Annotated in this window: 13 protein-coding genes and 1 pseudogene; 11 read left to right on the top strand and 3 right to left on the bottom strand. The window is 64.4% G+C overall.

Annotated features, from left to right (window positions below; all coding sequences use genetic code 11):
- Together AC3WLB_RS23640 and AC3WLB_RS23635 are read right to left on the bottom strand one after the other, a co-directional pair.
- Positions 1–449 (bottom strand): annotated as a pseudogene (locus AC3WLB_RS23640) (hypothetical protein); the annotation flags it as partial.
- The gene (locus AC3WLB_RS23635; protein ID WP_492510347.1) at positions 446–2,011 is read right to left on the bottom strand and encodes an AMP-binding protein; all 1,566 of its coding nucleotides are present in this window, start codon (positions 2,009–2,011) and stop codon (positions 446–448) included. The gene AC3WLB_RS23635 and the pseudogene AC3WLB_RS23640, both read right to left, overlap by 4 nt.
- Positions 2,012–2,257: 246 nt before the next feature.
- On the opposite strand from AC3WLB_RS23635, the gene AC3WLB_RS23630 reads away from it, so the two are divergent.
- Positions 2,258–2,893 (top strand): hypothetical protein, encoded by a 636-nt coding sequence (locus AC3WLB_RS23630; protein ID WP_492510345.1) that lies wholly within the window; start codon positions 2,258–2,260, stop codon positions 2,891–2,893.
- A 128-nt stretch (positions 2,894–3,021) separates the two neighbouring features.
- Here the strand turns inward: AC3WLB_RS23630 and AC3WLB_RS23625 are convergent, their stop codons facing one another.
- Positions 3,022–3,627: a TetR/AcrR family transcriptional regulator gene (locus AC3WLB_RS23625; RefSeq protein WP_492510343.1), complete on the bottom strand. Its 606-nt coding sequence runs from the start codon at positions 3,625–3,627 to the stop codon at positions 3,022–3,024.
- 113 nt (positions 3,628–3,740) lie between these two features.
- Between AC3WLB_RS23625 and AC3WLB_RS23620 the strand changes: the two genes are divergently transcribed.
- The 10 genes from AC3WLB_RS23620 to AC3WLB_RS23575 all read left to right on the top strand — a co-directional run bounded on the left by AC3WLB_RS23620 (position 3,741) and on the right by AC3WLB_RS23575 (position 15,666).
- The gene (locus AC3WLB_RS23620; protein ID WP_492510341.1) at positions 3,741–5,669 is read left to right on the top strand and encodes a glycoside hydrolase 5 family protein; all 1,929 of its coding nucleotides are present in this window, start codon (positions 3,741–3,743) and stop codon (positions 5,667–5,669) included.
- Between the two features lie 68 nt (positions 5,670–5,737).
- Entirely contained in the window at positions 5,738–7,042 is a 1,305-nt protein-coding gene (locus AC3WLB_RS23615) for an ABC transporter substrate-binding protein (RefSeq protein ID WP_492510339.1), read from the top strand.
- Positions 7,027–7,938, top strand: a complete 912-nt coding sequence (locus AC3WLB_RS23610; RefSeq protein WP_492510337.1) for a carbohydrate ABC transporter permease — start codon at positions 7,027–7,029, stop codon at positions 7,936–7,938. The genes AC3WLB_RS23615 and AC3WLB_RS23610 overlap by 16 nt, the downstream gene beginning before the upstream one ends.
- A gap of 2 nt (positions 7,939–7,940) precedes the next feature.
- Positions 7,941–8,795 (top strand): carbohydrate ABC transporter permease, encoded by an 855-nt coding sequence (locus tag AC3WLB_RS23605; protein ID WP_492510335.1) that lies wholly within the window; start codon positions 7,941–7,943, stop codon positions 8,793–8,795.
- Between the two features lie 46 nt (positions 8,796–8,841).
- Positions 8,842–10,479 (top strand): CocE/NonD family hydrolase, encoded by a 1,638-nt coding sequence (locus tag AC3WLB_RS23600; RefSeq protein ID WP_492510333.1) that lies wholly within the window; start codon positions 8,842–8,844, stop codon positions 10,477–10,479.
- Positions 10,476–11,609 carry a serine hydrolase domain-containing protein gene (locus AC3WLB_RS23595; protein ID WP_492510331.1) on the top strand — a complete coding sequence of 378 codons (1,134 nt, stop codon included), beginning with the start codon at positions 10,476–10,478 and terminating at the stop codon, positions 11,607–11,609. Before AC3WLB_RS23600 ends, AC3WLB_RS23595 begins: the two co-directional genes overlap by 4 nt.
- A 56-nt stretch (positions 11,610–11,665) precedes the next feature.
- On the top strand, positions 11,666–12,709 hold the full coding sequence (locus AC3WLB_RS23590; protein WP_492510329.1) for a zinc-dependent alcohol dehydrogenase family protein: 1,044 nt from the start codon (positions 11,666–11,668) through the stop codon (positions 12,707–12,709).
- Positions 12,706–14,424, top strand: a complete 1,719-nt coding sequence (locus AC3WLB_RS23585; RefSeq protein WP_492510327.1) for a dihydroxyacetone kinase family protein — start codon at positions 12,706–12,708, stop codon at positions 14,422–14,424. Before AC3WLB_RS23590 ends, AC3WLB_RS23585 begins: the two co-directional genes overlap by 4 nt.
- A complete protein-coding gene (locus AC3WLB_RS23580) occupies positions 14,421–14,882 on the top strand; it encodes a ribose-5-phosphate isomerase (RefSeq protein WP_492510325.1) in 462 nt (153 codons plus the stop codon). The genes AC3WLB_RS23585 and AC3WLB_RS23580 overlap by 4 nt, the downstream gene beginning before the upstream one ends.
- Position 14,883: 1 nt before the next feature.
- The gene (locus AC3WLB_RS23575) at positions 14,884–15,666 is read left to right on the top strand and encodes a triose-phosphate isomerase family protein (protein WP_492510323.1); all 783 of its coding nucleotides are present in this window, start codon (positions 14,884–14,886) and stop codon (positions 15,664–15,666) included.
- Positions 15,667–15,778: the final 112 nt, after the last annotated feature.

Genomic DNA, 15,778 nt, shown 5'->3' with positions numbered 1-15,778 from the left:
CGGCCGAACCAGTAGCCACTTCCCGCGTCTCCCATGATGTTGCCCCACCCGTCAATCCTGGCCACCTGGGTCGCCCCGACGGCGAGAGTCACTACCCCCGTGCCGGCGGCCACAACCGCCCCTTCCTGGGCGCCGAGAGCGCCGAGGTAAGAGGTCGTGGAATCGTGCGCCAGAAGAATGCTGCGCACACCAAGAGCGGCTAGCGCATCGAAATCACCGAGTTCTTCATTCCCGGTGAAACCCGTCGACCCAATTGCAACTTCACCAACTGCCGGTGTTTCCGAAACCACAGCTGCCACGATCTGTGCAAGCTGCCGCGCCAGAGGAAGATCGGTCCGGATGCCGGGTTGTTCTGTGACCTGTCCGCGTGGCGTTGTTTGGTGGTCATCAATTAGGCATACTCGTGTTCCGCTTTGGCCTGCATCGATGAGAAGGTTCCGCGCTGTCATCGCTGTGCCAGACGATCTCGGAGTTCCCGGCGAAGGATTTTTCCGGAGGCCGACTTTGGCACCCCTTCGCAAAACTCGACCTGCCGCACCCGCTTGTAAGGGCTCACCTGGGCAGCCACAAAATTCATCACGTCGTCTGCCGACAACGAACCTGGTTCGCGAAGGACAACGAATGCCACCGGTATCTCTCCTGCGTCGGCTTGGGGTCGGCCCACGACCGCCGCATCCGCGATGAGGGGGTGGGAGATGAGGAGGGCTTCCAGCTCAGCAGGGGGTACCTGATAACCCTTGTACTTGATGAGTTCTTTGAGACGATCCACGACATACACATTCAGGTTCTCGTCCACTCGGACGAGGTCGCCGGTGTGCAGGAAGCCATCAGCGTCGAGCGCGGTGGCGGTCGCGGCGGGGTTATCCAGATATTCGGTCATCACGTTCGGACCGCGCACCCAAAGTTCTCCCGGTTCACTCATCCCCTGCGACGGCACCTCAACGGCGACCCCGTCGAGACCGACGACGCGATTCTCCGTCCCAGGTACGGGTGTGCCGATGCTGGAGTGGGGCACCGTCTCACCGTGGCCTACGAAGTGGGAGACCGGGCTGAGTTCGGTCATCCCGTAACCCTGCCGGACGGTGACGCCCAGTCGCTTTTCGACGGAGGCCGCTAACGCGGAATCCATCGGCGCGGCGCCCGAAAAGAGCTCGCGAAGGCTTGAGATGTCGGCATCGTCGATGCTCGGGTGTTTTGCCAACGCCAGGGCAATGGGGGGTGCGATGAAGGCGAACGTTGCTCGGTGTTTCTGAATGAGTGCCAGGAACCCGGCGAGGTCGAATCGGGGCATGGTGACCAGGCTCGCCCTGCGCCGCAGCGCGAGGTTGACTAGGACGGTGAGACCGTAAATATGAAAGAACGGAAGAACAGCCATCACGGTGTCGTTGCTTTCGACACCGATACGGTCTTCAATTTGGATGACGTTCGCTACGAGATTGCGGTGGCTTAGTCGTACTCCCTTGGGGTGCCCCGTCGTTCCGGAAGAGAAAGGAAGCACCGCGTCGGCCGAAGGCGGCGCCCAGGCGGTCAGCCATGCTCCATCTGCTGCTCCGCTGGTCAACTCTCCTGCATCTAGAACGACCCCGGATCCTTCGAGCGCCGCATCGACACCGGCGCGGGTTGCTTCATTGGTGACGGCAAATGATGCCTTCGCGGCGTCCAGTTGCCTGCGAATGTCGTCCGGGCCCGACAATACGGGCACCGGCGTCACCGTGGCGCCGAGGGCGCCGACTGCGTGAAAAACGATAATGAATTCGGGCGAGTTGGGCAGGTTGAGGGCTACCACGTCGCCTGGAGCCACCCCACAGTCGTGCAGCGCGGCCGCGGTAGAACGTACGAGTTCACGTAGACGCCGGTAGCTGATAACAACGCCGGTACTGCCATCGATGATCGCCGGGCGGTCAGGGTAGGGGCCCAGCGCTGCGTCGTCAGCGAGATCTCCAAAGAGAAACTCCTGCAGGGACACATTGGGAATGACTGGTAGGGGGTGCGGGCTACGAATCAGATCCATGGTGAGACGTCCTTGTCATTTGCGTCGGAACTTCAGCGATGCCCGACGGTAATATCAAAATAGCTCATCTGCAATAATTTCGTCAGCGGAACCCATCTGTTCTTAACCACTTTTCGTTGGCGTGTGGGTCGAGAGGTAACTTTCGGCGTGCGGTGCAGAGGGCGTGACGGCGGCGGTCGTAAGGGTGACGTTCGCGACGCCCGGTCGCGTCACGGCAGGTTTCCCACGCAGGCTCAGGAGGTGGCGGTGGCTGTTAAATCAGGTGAAATACGTCATCGCGTCCGGCAGCGGCTGATCGCGGCCGGCAGGATCGCGCTCGTGCAGGGCGGCGGAGTTAGCGATGAGTTCATCGAGGATGTGTGCCGTCAATCCGGCATTCACCCGCATGCGTTCCGGGTCCTATTTCCCGCCGATGAAAAGTACTTCGAAGCCGTCTACGACCTCCTGGTCATTGACTGCGCCGAACGCCTCCGCGGTGGAGTAGCTGTCTTCATTGCTTCGAAGCCAGACGAGAACGCACTGAGTGCCGCTGCTGTAGCTCTTGCGGCGTCGTGGCCGCTCGACCGTGGCTCGATGGTGTTCCGTGGAGAACGCCGCCTTCGTGCTCTTCGTGACGGGATCCATGGATCAGCCGTAGCGAAGTCGGAGCGCCAATTTCTCGGCGCCCTCGCGCAAGCGTTCGAGGACCTCATGACTGGTCTCGGCCGTGAATTTACTTGGACACCTCTACTGGCGGTGCGCGTCATCGTGGATACCTACGAACGCTCCTTTGAGACCTGGCTTCAAACCGGTCACGACGAAACCGATTTTGAACATTCACCTTTCGTCAGGCGTACTCTCCCGAAACTCCTCAACGAGCTCAGTCGAGTCCGTCCGGGCTGAGTCCCGCTACCGGCGCACATGCAGGCCGATCGACAGGTGGTGGTCTCGCCCATTCCCGCCCGGTCGACTCCGGCGTTGCGCGTCAGCGCGCGGATCGGAAGACGGCGACGGAGGATCTGAGTCGAAAATCAGACCAAGGGCGTCTGGGCGGGTTGTCCTTGGAGAAGTCGCACGTATGCTGCAAATGCACCATGAGCATCGACTTTCTCGTCCAGGAGCCACTGCAACTGCAGCCCATCCATGATCGCTGCCAAAAGGATCGCTGCGTGTTCGGGGTCTACGGCGAGGTATTCTCCAGCTGCCTCGGCGGCCGCGAGCTCGTCGGCGAACTGCGCCCGAATGCGTGCGTAGCGGTCGACGAAGAATTGGTGCGCAGGATGATCCCGCCCCACGGCCTCGCCCGACACGGTCGTGAAAACCTCGGTGATTGAGGGCTCGTCGAGTACTTGGTCAAGCAGTGCGATGAGGGCGTCGAGCAGGCCCATTCCATGAATGTCAGCCTGCTGAGCGCTGTGCTCTTCGTCACGCTGTTCGAGGACGGCGATAAGGAGTTCGTCTTTGGTTGCAAAATGGTGCCGCAGGCCCGTGAACGTGATGCCCGCCTCCTCGGCTATGCCGCGCATCGAGGAGCCGTTGTAGCCGAGCTGGGCGAACACCCGCCGGGCTGCGGCCAGGATGTTGTCTCGTTGCGCGACGGATTTCGCGTAGGGCCCTCGCGCTTGACGTGCTGCCATGAACACAAGTTTAGATCAGCGCCTTTCTTTTAAAATGTTGCACGTGAGCTGTTTTAGGCCTACTCTGTGATTCATCTTCCCTCCCCGATGACGTGAACGGAGTCAACAGCATCGTGACCATTCCCGAGATCAATCGCCCGACGGCCACTTCCCCTGAGACGTGGATCGGCGTGAACTTCTGGTCGCGAGTCGGCGGACCGTTCATGTGGCGCACCTTCGACGAGGTCGTGGTGCGCGACGAGCTTCAACTTCTGGTTGATCAGTCGCTTACGGTAACAAGGTCGTTTTTCTTCTGGCCAGACTTCCACCCGGAGCCCTATCGCATCGACGAAGAGAAATGCGCAGCCTTCGACCGGTTCTTGGACTTGCACGTGGAGACGGGAATGCAGACCATTCCCACTTTCATCGTCGGACATATGTCGGGCCAGAACTGGGACCCCGCGTGGCGAAACGGCCGGGACCTCTACCGCGACGTGTGGATGGTAGGTCGTCAGGCCTGGTTCATCGAACAGATGGTGCGCCGTTTCGCTGACCACCCGGCCGTCGCCGGCTGGTTGATTTCCAACGAGATGCCTCTCTACGGGGGCGGCGGCGGCCTGATGGGACCCGTTGAGCAGGTGGACGGGGACGCGGTCCGCACCTGGTCCGAGTTGATGGTCTCTGCCGTCAGGGCAGCCGGCGGAACGCAACCGGTGTCTCTCGGAGATGGCGCCTGGGGCCTGGAAGTGATGGGTCAGGACAACGGATTCCGACTGTCGTGGTCGGCTCCACTGATCGATTGGATCGGCCCCCACTCGTACCACATGAATGACGACCCGGTTCGGCAGAACCTCATTCCCGCGTTCAATTCTGAGCTTTGCGCACCCTTCGGGCGACCGGTCGTGATGGAGGAGTTCGGGGTGACAAGCGAGTTCGCCGCCGACGACAATGCCGCCGACTACTACCGGCAGGTCCTACACTCCACCCTTGCTGCAGGGGTGACAGGATGGCTGGGCTGGAACAACACCGACTTCGACCTCGACGCCCAGGAACCCTACAACCACCGGCCCTTCGAACTGCACTTCGGCCTCACCACCCCTGATGGCACACCGAAGCCCGCGATGCTTGAGCTAGGAGAGTTCGCGGCCACCGTCCGCGAACGTGGGCTTGCCCAAGCGACCCGCTCCAGCACGCGCACCGGACTGGTCGTCAGCGGGTATTTCGACGGCGGGTTCCCATTCTGGGGGCCTGAAGAAGCGCCCGCCCTCCGCGATTCGCTCTTAGAGGGATACATCGCCGGCCGTCTCGCTGACATCTCACCTGCGATCGTCCGTGACTCCGCGGAGGTGCCCGCGCTGCCGCTGCTTCTGGTGCCGTCGGCCAAAGCGATCACTACCCCGGGTGCTCGGGCCCTGGCCGAAGCAGCCAGGCAGGGGTCCACCGTCTGGGTTTCTGTCAGCTGCGGAGAGACGCTTAACCAGCGCGGCTGGTGGTGGCCGAGCGTTGATGAGACCTTCGGGGTCCGTCACGCCGCCCGGTATGGACTCGCTGAGCCGGTTAAGGGCGACGCCGTCACGTTCCACTTCGAGGAAGACTTTGGAAACCTCGCCGCGGGTGAGGAACTCGTGTTTCCGGTCGGCGGGTCAAATGTCGCCCGCGCCGTGTTCCCTCTGCAGGAAGCCGGAGCGCGTGTCGTCGCCCGCGACGGCAACGGGCGCCCAGCGATCCTCGTACATGAGACTGGTGCCGGCCGGATGGTGCTGTGCACATATCCCCTGGAACTATTCACCGCCCGAACCAGCTTCGTCGATCGGAGTGGACTCGTCCGGCTCTACGCCGCTCTCGCTTCCCTTGCTGACGCTGCAGGAGCGGTACAGGTCTCTGCAATGGACGTCTACGGCGATCTACTCCACAGCCAGTCCGGAGAGACCACCATCGTGGTGATCAGCGAAGCGGACGAATCCCGTGACGTCACCGTCCGAGCAGCCGGAGGGGCCGAGTTCGAAATCACCCTTGCTCCCTTCGGTGCCGCCCTCGTGCCAGGCTCAACCCTCCCTTCCTGAACTCAGCCCATCTTGTCCCTGCTCCTTCCAACCATCCCCACCTCAACGAAGAGAAAGGCACCACAGCAATGACACCACCCACCACCCGCCAGACACGACGGGCCGTCCTTGCAGCCGGCACAGTTCTTGCCCTTGCCCTGGGAACCTCGGCCTGCTCAACCGGAGATGCGCCGCCAAGTGGCGGTGACAACACCATCACAACGCTGAGTCTCTACTCCGCCGACAGCCCCGCGGGGGCGTGGCTCACAACCATGGCCGAGGACTTCAAGAAGGAAACCGGCATCACGGTCACCAACGACTTCGTGTTGCAGACCGACCTTCCGACCACCTACGGCAAGTCCGTGGTAGCCGGCAACGAGCAGGACCTCGTGATGACGAACCTGGTGGGCGACCCCACCACGTGGCTCGCCAACGGGGCTACGGTCGACGTATCGAGCTACCTCGACGAATGGGGCCTGAACGACGTCTTCTCCGATAGCGCACTCTCCGCTTGGAAGAACTCCGACGGCGCGCTCCAAGCCTTTCCCCTCGAGGGGTACAACTGGCCCATGTGGTTCAACATGGATCTCTTCGCCCAGGCCGGTATCGACACTCCTCCCACCACCTGGGATGAACTGATCGCCGACTCCAAGGCGCTGCGAGCCATTGGCGTGCAGCCGTTCATCGTAGGCGGCGCTGACTACCCCGCATCAGCCGTGGTCACTCTCGTCGCGCTTTCGCTGCTCAGCGAAGAAGAGGTGACTGACCTATACGCTACGGGCGACTGGGCGGGCGAGGCGGGCCAGAAGGTCGTCAACGGCATCCTGGAGCTCCAGGCCGCCGGCGTCTTTGCCGACGACTCCGCGGGACTGAGCTACTCCGACCAAATCGCGGCGTTCGGTGCAGGCCAGGCCGCCATGCTTTTCGACGGGTCCTGGGGCTACGGAAACGCGCAGAGCACCTTCCCCGATCTGAACATCCAGCTCGGCGGCTTCCCGCTGGCGTCAACCGCGCCGATCTCTAAGCCCGTCAGCTTCGCCGGTCAGTCGACCGGCGTGTGGGTATCGCCGAACGGGCAGAAGAATATCGACGCCGTGCAGAAGTTCATATCGTTCCTCTACGAGCCGGAGAACCTCGCGCAGTTCGTCAACATCGGCTACATCTCGCCGGCAAAGCCGGGGTACCTGACCCTGGACACCGCAGCGCTCCCGCCGCTGAACGTGGCATCGCAGGAGGAGCTACCCGAGACGACGACCGTGTACGCGCCGACGTACAACTCGCTCTCGCCGACGGTCACCAGCGCATTCTTCCGCGCCAGCACCCAAGCGTTCGTCCCCGGCACCACCGCGGAGCAGCTGACCCAGAGCATGGAGCAGGCGTGGCAAGCGCAGTAATCAACACCCCCCGGCGGCGTGCTACGGCCCGCCGCCGGGGGCCCGCCGGCCAAGTCGCCGAGGTCACTCCCGCCCTCGCCTGGTACGGCCTATTCATGGTGGCGCCCCTTGTCGCGATGATCGTCCTCAGCTTCTTCAGCTGGAACAGCCTCGTCGCGTCCCCACAGCCCAACGGGCTGGACAACTACGCCTACCTCTTCCAGGACCAGATCCTGCGCGTCGCGGTCGTCAACACGATCCTCTACGTCGGGATCGGGCTGCTGCTGATCATCCCATTCGGGTTCCTGCTGGGCTTCTTCCTCTCCAGGCGGCCACGCGGGCACGCGGTGCTGTCCATCATCTTCTTCACCCCATGGATCGTCTCGGCATCCGCCCGGGCGATGATGTTCACCGGCCTCTACCAGCCCAACGGAGCCATCAACAGCATCCTCGACGCCATCGGTCTGGGAGACCTCAGCAGGGTCTGGCTTGCTGACCCGGCCACCGCGCTCGCCGCCGTCATCGCCACGGAAGCATGGGCGGGCATCGGCGCCACAGCCGTGATCTTCTCCTCGGCCCTCGGCCGAATCCCCGACGAGGTGTACGAAGCGGCCCGGTTAGACGGCGCGGGCATCTGGCGGGAGATCTTCGCCATCGCGATGCCGCTCTCGAAAGACTTCATCGGCCTGATGACCATGCTGCAGTTCCTCTGGCTGTTCCTCGGTTCGGCCGGCACGGTCCTCCTACTCACCAAGGGCGGGCCGGGCTCGACCACCATGACTCTGTCCTTCTACCTCTACGACCAGGCGTTCGTATCAGGACGGCTCGGCTACAGCCAGACCATTGGCGTGGTCGGGCTGTTGGTTGGCCTGTTGGGTATGGGCATCATCCGCTACGCGTTCCGCACAAAGGACTGACCATGCGATCCCTCCGTTTCCGCAGTGCCGTCGGCTGGACCGCCGCCTACATTCCGGTCCTTCTTTACGCCGCAGCTATCCTGGTGCCCCTCTACTACGTGGTCGTCAGCGCCTTCAAGACCAACGCGGAGATCTCCCTCAACCCGGTGGGACTGCCTAGCTCATTCAGCTTCGAGAAGTTCTTCGACGCGAACGACTCCGTGCACCTCGTAGCCGCCGAAGGCAACTCACTCCTGGTCGCAGCCGGATCCGTGCTGCTCACCATCCTGTTCGCCGCACCGGCCGCCCACGGCATCGCTCGACGCGTGAACCGGTTCTCCTCGGGTGCTCAGCTCGCCTTCGGCCTGGCATTCCTCATCCCGCAGTTCGCGGTGCTCGTGCCCGTATACCTAATAGCAGTTCGATCCGGCCTGATCCAGGTGCCGCTGTTCTTCCTGATCCTCTTCTACGCGGCCATGAACATCCCCCTGGCCGTGCTGCTGCTCGTGCCCTTCTTCCGCGCCATCCCCAAAGAGATCGAAGAGTCGGCCGAACTCGACGGCGCCGGCCTGGCATCCCGGCTGCGCCATGTGCTGCTGCCGATCGTGGTGCCCGGTCTCACGACCGTCGCCATCCTCTGCTTCCTCGCGGCCTGGAACGAGTACATCTTCGCTCAGGTCATCACAAACAGCACCTCCTACACGGTGCAGGTCGCGCTTCCGCTGCTCCGGAACGAGGGCGCATTCCAGGGTGCCGATGTCGACCTCGGCCGGTTGGCTGCCGGCGTGGTCATCAGCATCCTGCCGGTCTTCGTGGTCTACGCGATCCTGCGACGGCGCCTCATCGACGCCTTCGCCGCCGGCGCGGTGAAAGGCTGACCGTGGGCATGAGTATTGATTGGGATTGCGGAGACAGAAGGACGAGATGACGATCCGCTCCAGGCTGCTGGCCGCAGCGGCGAAGCTGCCCGCGCGTACCGATGACGCCGAGGTCACCCGTGATCTCAGGATCCCGACCAGGGATGGCGGAACGCTACGGGCGGATCTGTGGCGGCCGGCGCATGACGACGGCGCACGCGCCCTCGTGATCGTTCGCACTCCCTACGATCGATCAGGGCTCGACTTGATCGGCCGACTCTTTGCCGAGCGCGGACATCCGGTGCTCCTTCAGAACAGTCGAGGAACTTTCGGCTCGAGCGGTGCGTTCGTCCCGTTCCAGAACGAACCGGACGACGGAGTGGATCTGCTCGAGTGGCTGGATACCATGCCGTGGGCACGACGCCCGCTCGCCCTACTCGGTGCCAGTTACCTCGGGTACACGTCTTACACCCTCTTGAAAACAGCCCCTGAGCGCGTCGTAGCAATGTCGCTCGCGGTGACAAGCGCAGACTTTCACACCGGGGTGATGTACCCGCACGGCGCGATCGGCTCCGAAACGGCCCTGATCTGGATTGGCGGGATGCTCACGCAGGAGTTGCCGGCGGTAAGCCGCCGCCGCGCCGAGCGTCGCATCCGTCGCCGGATGCGCAGCGCTCTCCTGACAACGCCGCCGCAAGCAGACACGGCTCTCCTAGACGCCCCCTACCCGCCCTATCAGGAGTGGGTCGAGCATGACCGGATGGACGACCCGTGGTGGGACCGTTTGGATCGGCGCTCACTCCTCCCTCAACTTCCCCCAGCCACCCTCGTGGGCGGATGGTACGACCCCTTTCTGGTGGGCCAACTCGCCGACTACGCAGCTGTCGTCCGAAACAATCGGCCCGTGCGCCTGGTTATAGGACCATGGACCCACGGCTCACCCGGCATCCTCACCGCTCTGGCGCGTGAAAGCCTCCGACTGCTGGGCAATCCTCCCGCCGCGAGCGGTGTGAGAGTGAACGATACGGGCACCGGTTCCTGGGTGCAGTTGCCACAGTGGCCACCGGCAACCCGCGAGCAAACACTGTTCCTCGTGGCCGGTGGCCGACTGCAGAAACGGATGGGATCACGCCTCGACGTGAGTTGGACGATCGATCCCGACGACCCGCCGCCAGTGGCGGGAGGTAGGGGGTTGAACCCCGCGTACGCCGGTCGGCGTCTTCAATGGTCCCGTGAACGCCGAACCGATGTGTTCAACGCAACCACCGGCCCGCTCCGACAATCTTTGACGGTTGCCGGCTGCCCCACTGTGCAGCTGCGCGTGCCGATTACATCCGGCGCGCAGGAATGGTTTGTGCGGCTGTGCGACGTCGACCGGCTCGGTGTCTCCCGCAACGTGTGCGATGGCTACACGTTGGTTCCCGGCAGAGGGGACGAGGACAGCGGCCCGTCCGCAGGTGAGACGGAGCAGACGCTACACATCGAACTCGCACCGGCCGCGCACACCTTGCGGCGTGGCCACCGAGTCCGCCTTCAGATCTCCGGGTCGGGGTTCCCGTTCCATCCCGTTGCGGCAGGCGCCGTTGTGCATCGGCGACTTATCTCCCGCGTCGACGCACCCAGCTCTATCACGCTGCCGACGGTGCCGGGTGGCTGGAACGCCCTCCACGCCGACCGTCCGACGATCGAGGGAGATGCGGCATGAGTTCTGAGCTCCGACAGGGGACTTGGGTTCCGGGCTTCGAACCGGTGCGTGACGCCTTCGACGCCTTCCTTGAAGCCGATCCAGAATTCAGCGCGCAGCTCTGCGCCTACGTTGATGGCGTCCGCGTGGTGGATCTCGCCGGCGGACCGGGCCTCGGCCTCGACGACGTCACGGGAGTCTTCTCCGTCACTAAAGGCGTCGCCGCTCTGACGCTCGCAACGATCATCGACGCCGGGCGGCTCGAGCTCGATGCAACGGTCGCCTCGTACTGGCCGGAGTTCGCGGCCCGGGGAAAGGGCTCGATCACAGTGCGGCAACTCCTGTCCCACCAGGCAGGCCTGCCCGCGCCAGATGGAGGCGTCACGCAGGACGACGTGCTCAACTCGAAGAGTGGTGCCGCTCGCCTCGCCGCCGCCGCGCCACTCTGGCACCCAGGATCGATGTTCGGCTATCACGGACTCACCATCGGCATACTGATGGAAGAGCTCGTCCGCCGCACGACCGGCCGCGAGCTGCAGCGGCTATACGAGACTGACGTCCGAGAGATTCACGGCATCGACTTCCATCTCGGATTACCGGCGGCCGATGAGAGGCGGTACCGGGCGGTCCTACCGCCGCGGGGAGTCGAAACCGTATCGGCGGAGGGAAGCACCCCGCCCTCGGATACTCTTGCGGACGCGGCCTTTGGCCGACTGCTCGGCCGGGTGGACGAGGGCCTGTCAGCCTTCAGCCCGAACGCGCCGGAAATTCGCCAGGCCGGTCCCGCCGCCTCAGGCGGCACGGGCTCGGCACGTGGCCTCGCTCGTCTCTACGCCGCAGCACTCGGACAGTTCGGGACGCCATTCGTGAGCCCCGAGACGCTCGAGCAGATGGCGCAACTCCAGGTCAGCGGACACGACCAGGTCGTCGATGACGAGATGAGCTTCGGTGTCGTGTTCATGAAGCCCCAGCCGCGCATGCCTTTCGGCAGCTACCAGGCCTTCGGCCACGACGGAGCGGGCGGGGCCATCGCCTTCGCCGATCCGCTGTACCAGCTGGCGTTCGCCTACATCCCGACCCCCATGACCACCCCCGGTGGAGCTGACCCCCGGGCCGTCGAGCTGTCGCGCATCTTGCGCCACTGCCTCTGACAGCTCATCGTCGCGACACCACATTTCCCGACAGACAAACCAGGAAGCAGGAAAACATGCGCGCAATTGTGTTCGATCGGGCTGGATCGATCAGCCTCACTGAGGTGCCCGAGCCGACGCCCGGCCCGAAAGACGTAATCGTGGAGGTCGCCGCCGTCGGAATCTGCGGCACGGACACCCACGTACACGACGGCGAGTTCGAAGGCACCGTTTATCCCCTCATCCCCGGCCACGAGGCCAGCGGCCGGGTCACAGCCATTGGGTCGGAGGTGACAGATTTGAACGTCGGGGACCCAGTCGTTGTCAACCCGAGCACAACCTGCGGCGAATGCGAATTCTGCCTCGCCGGCCGAACCAACCTCTGTCGCAACTGGAACGGACTCGGCGTCGTCGCCAGCGACGGCGCCTGTGCCAAGCTCCTCAAGGCACCGGTGGCGAACGTCTACCGTCTGAAGGAGAGCACCGACCTGTACCAGGCGGCCCTCATCGAACCGCTGGCCTGCGCGCTCCGCGGCTACGATCTGCTACCGCGCACGATGGGTTCTCACTACCTCGTCTACGGCTCCGGCACGATGGGCCTACTGATGGCCCAGCTCGCCCCGCGCGCGGGAGCGGCGAGCGTCACGATCGTCGACACTAATCCGTCACGGCTCGAAGCGGCCCGGGAACTTGGTATCGACCACGCCCTCGCCTCAGCCGACGACGCTGCCCGGGAGCGATGGGACGTAGTGATCGACTGCACGGGAAATGTGCGCGCGATCGAAGACGGCCTGGGTCGGGTCAAGCCTGGCGGCTACTTCCAACACTTCGGCGTGGCGCCGACGGAGGCCCGCGCACAGTATTCCCCCTTCCGCGTCTACCGTGACGAAATCACGATCGTCGGCACCATGGCCGTGCTCAACACCTTCGGGCGTGCGGTGGAGATGTTCGAGGCGGGGGCCATCAACCCCGAGCCGATGATCAGTCACTCGTTCTCACTGGACGACTACTCGGAGGCGCTCCAGATGTTCCGCGACGGCACCGGCCGGAAGCTCCAGATCCGGCCCGGCGATAACCAGTCCCGGTCGCTGCTCACCTCTCCGGAACAGAGCGTCGCATGAGCTACGTCCTCAACGCGCCGGAGCGCTTCCGGTCCGAGATGATCACCGGCTTCGTGCGTGCACACGGCCGCACCGTCCGGGCGGTGCCGGGAGGGGTCGTGCGGAGCCGACCCGGAGCGGCAGGCAAGGTCTCACTCGTCATCGGAGGTGGATCAGGACACTACCCGGCCTTCGCCGGTCTGGTCGGAGAAGGGCTGGCCGACGGTGCCGCCATGGGGGAGGTGTTCGCCTCACCGTCGGCAACTCAGATTGCGGATGTGGCCACCAAGGCGGAACGCGGCGGTGGAGTGCTGCTCTGCTACGGCAATTACACCGGGGACGTGCTCAATTTCTCCCTCGCCGAGCAACGGCTGCGCCACGAGGGCATCGAATGCCGGACGGTGCGAGTCACCGACGACGTCTCGAGCGCCGACTCGACGGAAACCCACCGGCGACGAGGCGTCGCCGGTGACCTTGTGGTGTTTAAGGTCGCTGGCGCCGCGGCAGAACGTGGGGACGACCTCGCGGCAGTCGCGGCCGTCGCCGAGCGCGCGAACGCTCGCACCTTCACCATCGGGGTCGCCTTCTCCGGCTGCACCCTACCCGGCGCGACGGAGCCACTCTTCACCGTTCCAGCCGGCCGAATGGCGGTCGGGATGGGAATACACGGCGAACCAGGCCTCCATGAGACAGAAATCGTCCCAGCCGAACAGATCGCCCGGATGATGGTGACCTCACTCGCCGATGAGGGCGGAACGCTCGATGGCGCACGGCTGGCGGTCATCGTGAACGGACTCGGTTCCGTGAGTCTCGAAGAGCTCTTCGTGCTTTTCCGCGACGTCGCCCACGCACTCGACGACGCCGGAGCGGTAATCGTCGCCCCCGAGGTCGGCGAGCTAGTCACCAGCTTTGAGATGGCCGGTGTTTCCCTGACGCTCACTTGGCTCGACGACGAACTCGAAGCACTTTGGTGCGCGCCCTCCACTGCACCAGCCTTCATCCGCACGGCGGATGCATGGGTCTCCCTGCCCGGCACGGCTGCCGGGACAGATGACACGTCGACGACAGCGCCCCACAACATCGGCGAGACGAATTACCGAACGCCGACGGAAGGTACGGCGAAGGACGGTGCCATTGGGCGGCTCCTCGACGCAGCCCTCTCGGCCGTCGATGCCGAGGCCGATGCCCTCGGCCGCCTCGACGCCATCGCAGGCGACGGCGATCACGGCATCGGCATGCAACGCGGACTCACGGCCGCCGCCGCCGCTGCAAGAGGCGTCCGATCCACGCGAGAAGCCCTGCGAATGGCCGGCGACGCATGGGCCGACCACGCCGGCGGCACCTCGGGCGCCCTTTGGGGACTCGTTCTCGGATCTCTATCCGCACACCTACCCGACGGCTGCCCGTCCACTCGGCAGGTCGCGGATGGATGGTCCGCCGCCTCTGAGGCAGTGCAGACCGCCGGAGGGGCCCGGCACGGCGACAAGACTATGCTCGACGCACTGCAACCCTTCGCAGCCGAACTCGCAGCCGATCCCGACCGCAGCCTCCCTCATGCCTGGGCCGCCGCCGTAGCCGCCGCACAGGGAGGTGCAGCCGGCACCACGCAGCTGGTCGCGAGGCAGGGGCGCGCACGCTCGCACGGTGCCGCAGGTGTGGGGCACCCCGACCCTGGCGCCGTCTCGTTTGCCCTCATCGTCGCCGCCGTCCAGCCCGAGCTGGAGATGTCCAAATGACCGGGCTCCGGATCGTCGTCGGATCCGACGACGCAGGATTCGACTACAAAGAAATCTTGAGGCGCGATCTCGAAAGCGACGCGCGGGTGGCTTCAGTTACGGACGTCGGAGTGGATGCGACGGGACACACACCATACCCACGAATCGCGATCACAGCCGCCCGAGAGGTGGCCGAGGGCCGCGCCGATCGAGCCCTTCTCATCTGCGGGACCGGTCTTGGAGTGGCCATCGCCGCGAACAAAGTGGCAGGCATCCGAGCCGTGACCGCGCACGACAGCTATTCCGTTGAACGTGCCATCCTGAGCAATAACGCTCAGGTGCTTACCATGGGGCAACGCGTAATTGGCCTCGAGCTTGCTCGCCGACTGGTGAAGGAGTGGCTGCAATACCACTTCGACGACACGTCGACCTCCGCCGCGAAGGTTGATGAGATCTCAAGTTACGAATCGACGCAGTGACATGTCGAGGCCGCTGATCGCCGTCAGCCTGAAGATGTACTTCGACCACTTGGCAACGCTCGAATGGGCCCGCGCAGTTCACCGCCACAAGGGCATCCGCTCCGCGGTCGGCGCGAGCGAGGTGGACCTCGTAATCCTGCCCGGCATGGCGAGCCTCGACGCCGTCGCCCAGATCTTCGATGGCACGGCGGTGCGCCTTGGCGCGCAGGACCTTTCCTGGGCCGACTCTGGGGCGTTCACCGGCGACGTAGCGGGAGCGAGCATTCGCCAAGTGGGCGGAATGTTCGCGGAAGTCGCGCATGCCGAGCGCCTCGCACACCACGGGGAAAGCCTGCATCGCGCCGGCGACAAGCTCGCCGCCGCTCTTCGGAATGGACTTCGGCCTCTGATATGCGTCGGTGAGCATGAGCGGACGAGCCCAGAGACGGCAGCGGACATCTGCGTCGGCCAATGGAACGAGATGCTCACGCAGGTGCCGAACCGAGGTCGCACGTTCTTCACCGAGCTGCCGCCGGTCATCGCGTACGAGCCGGTCTGGGCCATCGGGGCCGAAGAACCAGCCAGCCCCGACTACGTGATGGCCGTTTTCGACCGCATCGCCAAGACTGGTAATCTTCCTGCCGGAACAAGAATGATCTACGGCGGGTCGGCGGGACCGGAACTTGTGCCGCGCATGGGCGGAGCGATCGGCGGCTACTTTCTCGGCCGCCGTGCCCACGATCCGGAGGTGCTGTGGCAGGTGATCGCGGCAGCGGTGCGGGCGGGAGACCAAGTCGATCGGTAGACGGCTACTGAGACCTCGCCCTCAGATCCGCACCTCCGACGTCAGCAGGATGAGAGGCTGCGGCGCTGGGGAATTCTCGAATGCGGTCGTCGGACCGCGACGCTAGGGGTTC

Source organism: Herbiconiux sp. FW305-C-125 (assembly GCF_058783455.1).
Note: the sequence above shows the minus strand (reverse complement) of the source record. Positions and strands in the feature narration are given on the sequence as shown.

Excerpts from the sequence above, each read along its gene's own strand:
- AC3WLB_RS23635 (WP_492510347.1), bottom strand. The coding sequence starts at position 2,011 with ATGGATCTGATTCGTAGCCCGCACCCCCTACCAGTCATTCCCAATGTG.
- AC3WLB_RS23625 (WP_492510343.1), bottom strand. The coding sequence starts at position 3,627 with ATGGCAGCACGTCAAGCGCGAGGGCCCTACGCGAAATCCGTCGCGCAA.
- AC3WLB_RS23615 (WP_492510339.1), top strand. The coding sequence starts at position 5,738 with ATGACACCACCCACCACCCGCCAGACACGACGGGCCGTCCTTGCAGCC.
- AC3WLB_RS23605 (WP_492510335.1), top strand. The coding sequence starts at position 7,941 with ATGCGATCCCTCCGTTTCCGCAGTGCCGTCGGCTGGACCGCCGCCTAC.
- AC3WLB_RS23600 (WP_492510333.1), top strand. The coding sequence starts at position 8,842 with ATGACGATCCGCTCCAGGCTGCTGGCCGCAGCGGCGAAGCTGCCCGCG.
- AC3WLB_RS23595 (WP_492510331.1), top strand. The coding sequence starts at position 10,476 with ATGAGTTCTGAGCTCCGACAGGGGACTTGGGTTCCGGGCTTCGAACCG.
- AC3WLB_RS23590 (WP_492510329.1), top strand. The coding sequence starts at position 11,666 with ATGCGCGCAATTGTGTTCGATCGGGCTGGATCGATCAGCCTCACTGAG.
- AC3WLB_RS23585 (WP_492510327.1), top strand. The coding sequence starts at position 12,706 with ATGAGCTACGTCCTCAACGCGCCGGAGCGCTTCCGGTCCGAGATGATC.
- AC3WLB_RS23580 (WP_492510325.1), top strand. The coding sequence starts at position 14,421 with ATGACCGGGCTCCGGATCGTCGTCGGATCCGACGACGCAGGATTCGAC.
- AC3WLB_RS23575 (WP_492510323.1), top strand. The coding sequence starts at position 14,884 with ATGTCGAGGCCGCTGATCGCCGTCAGCCTGAAGATGTACTTCGACCAC.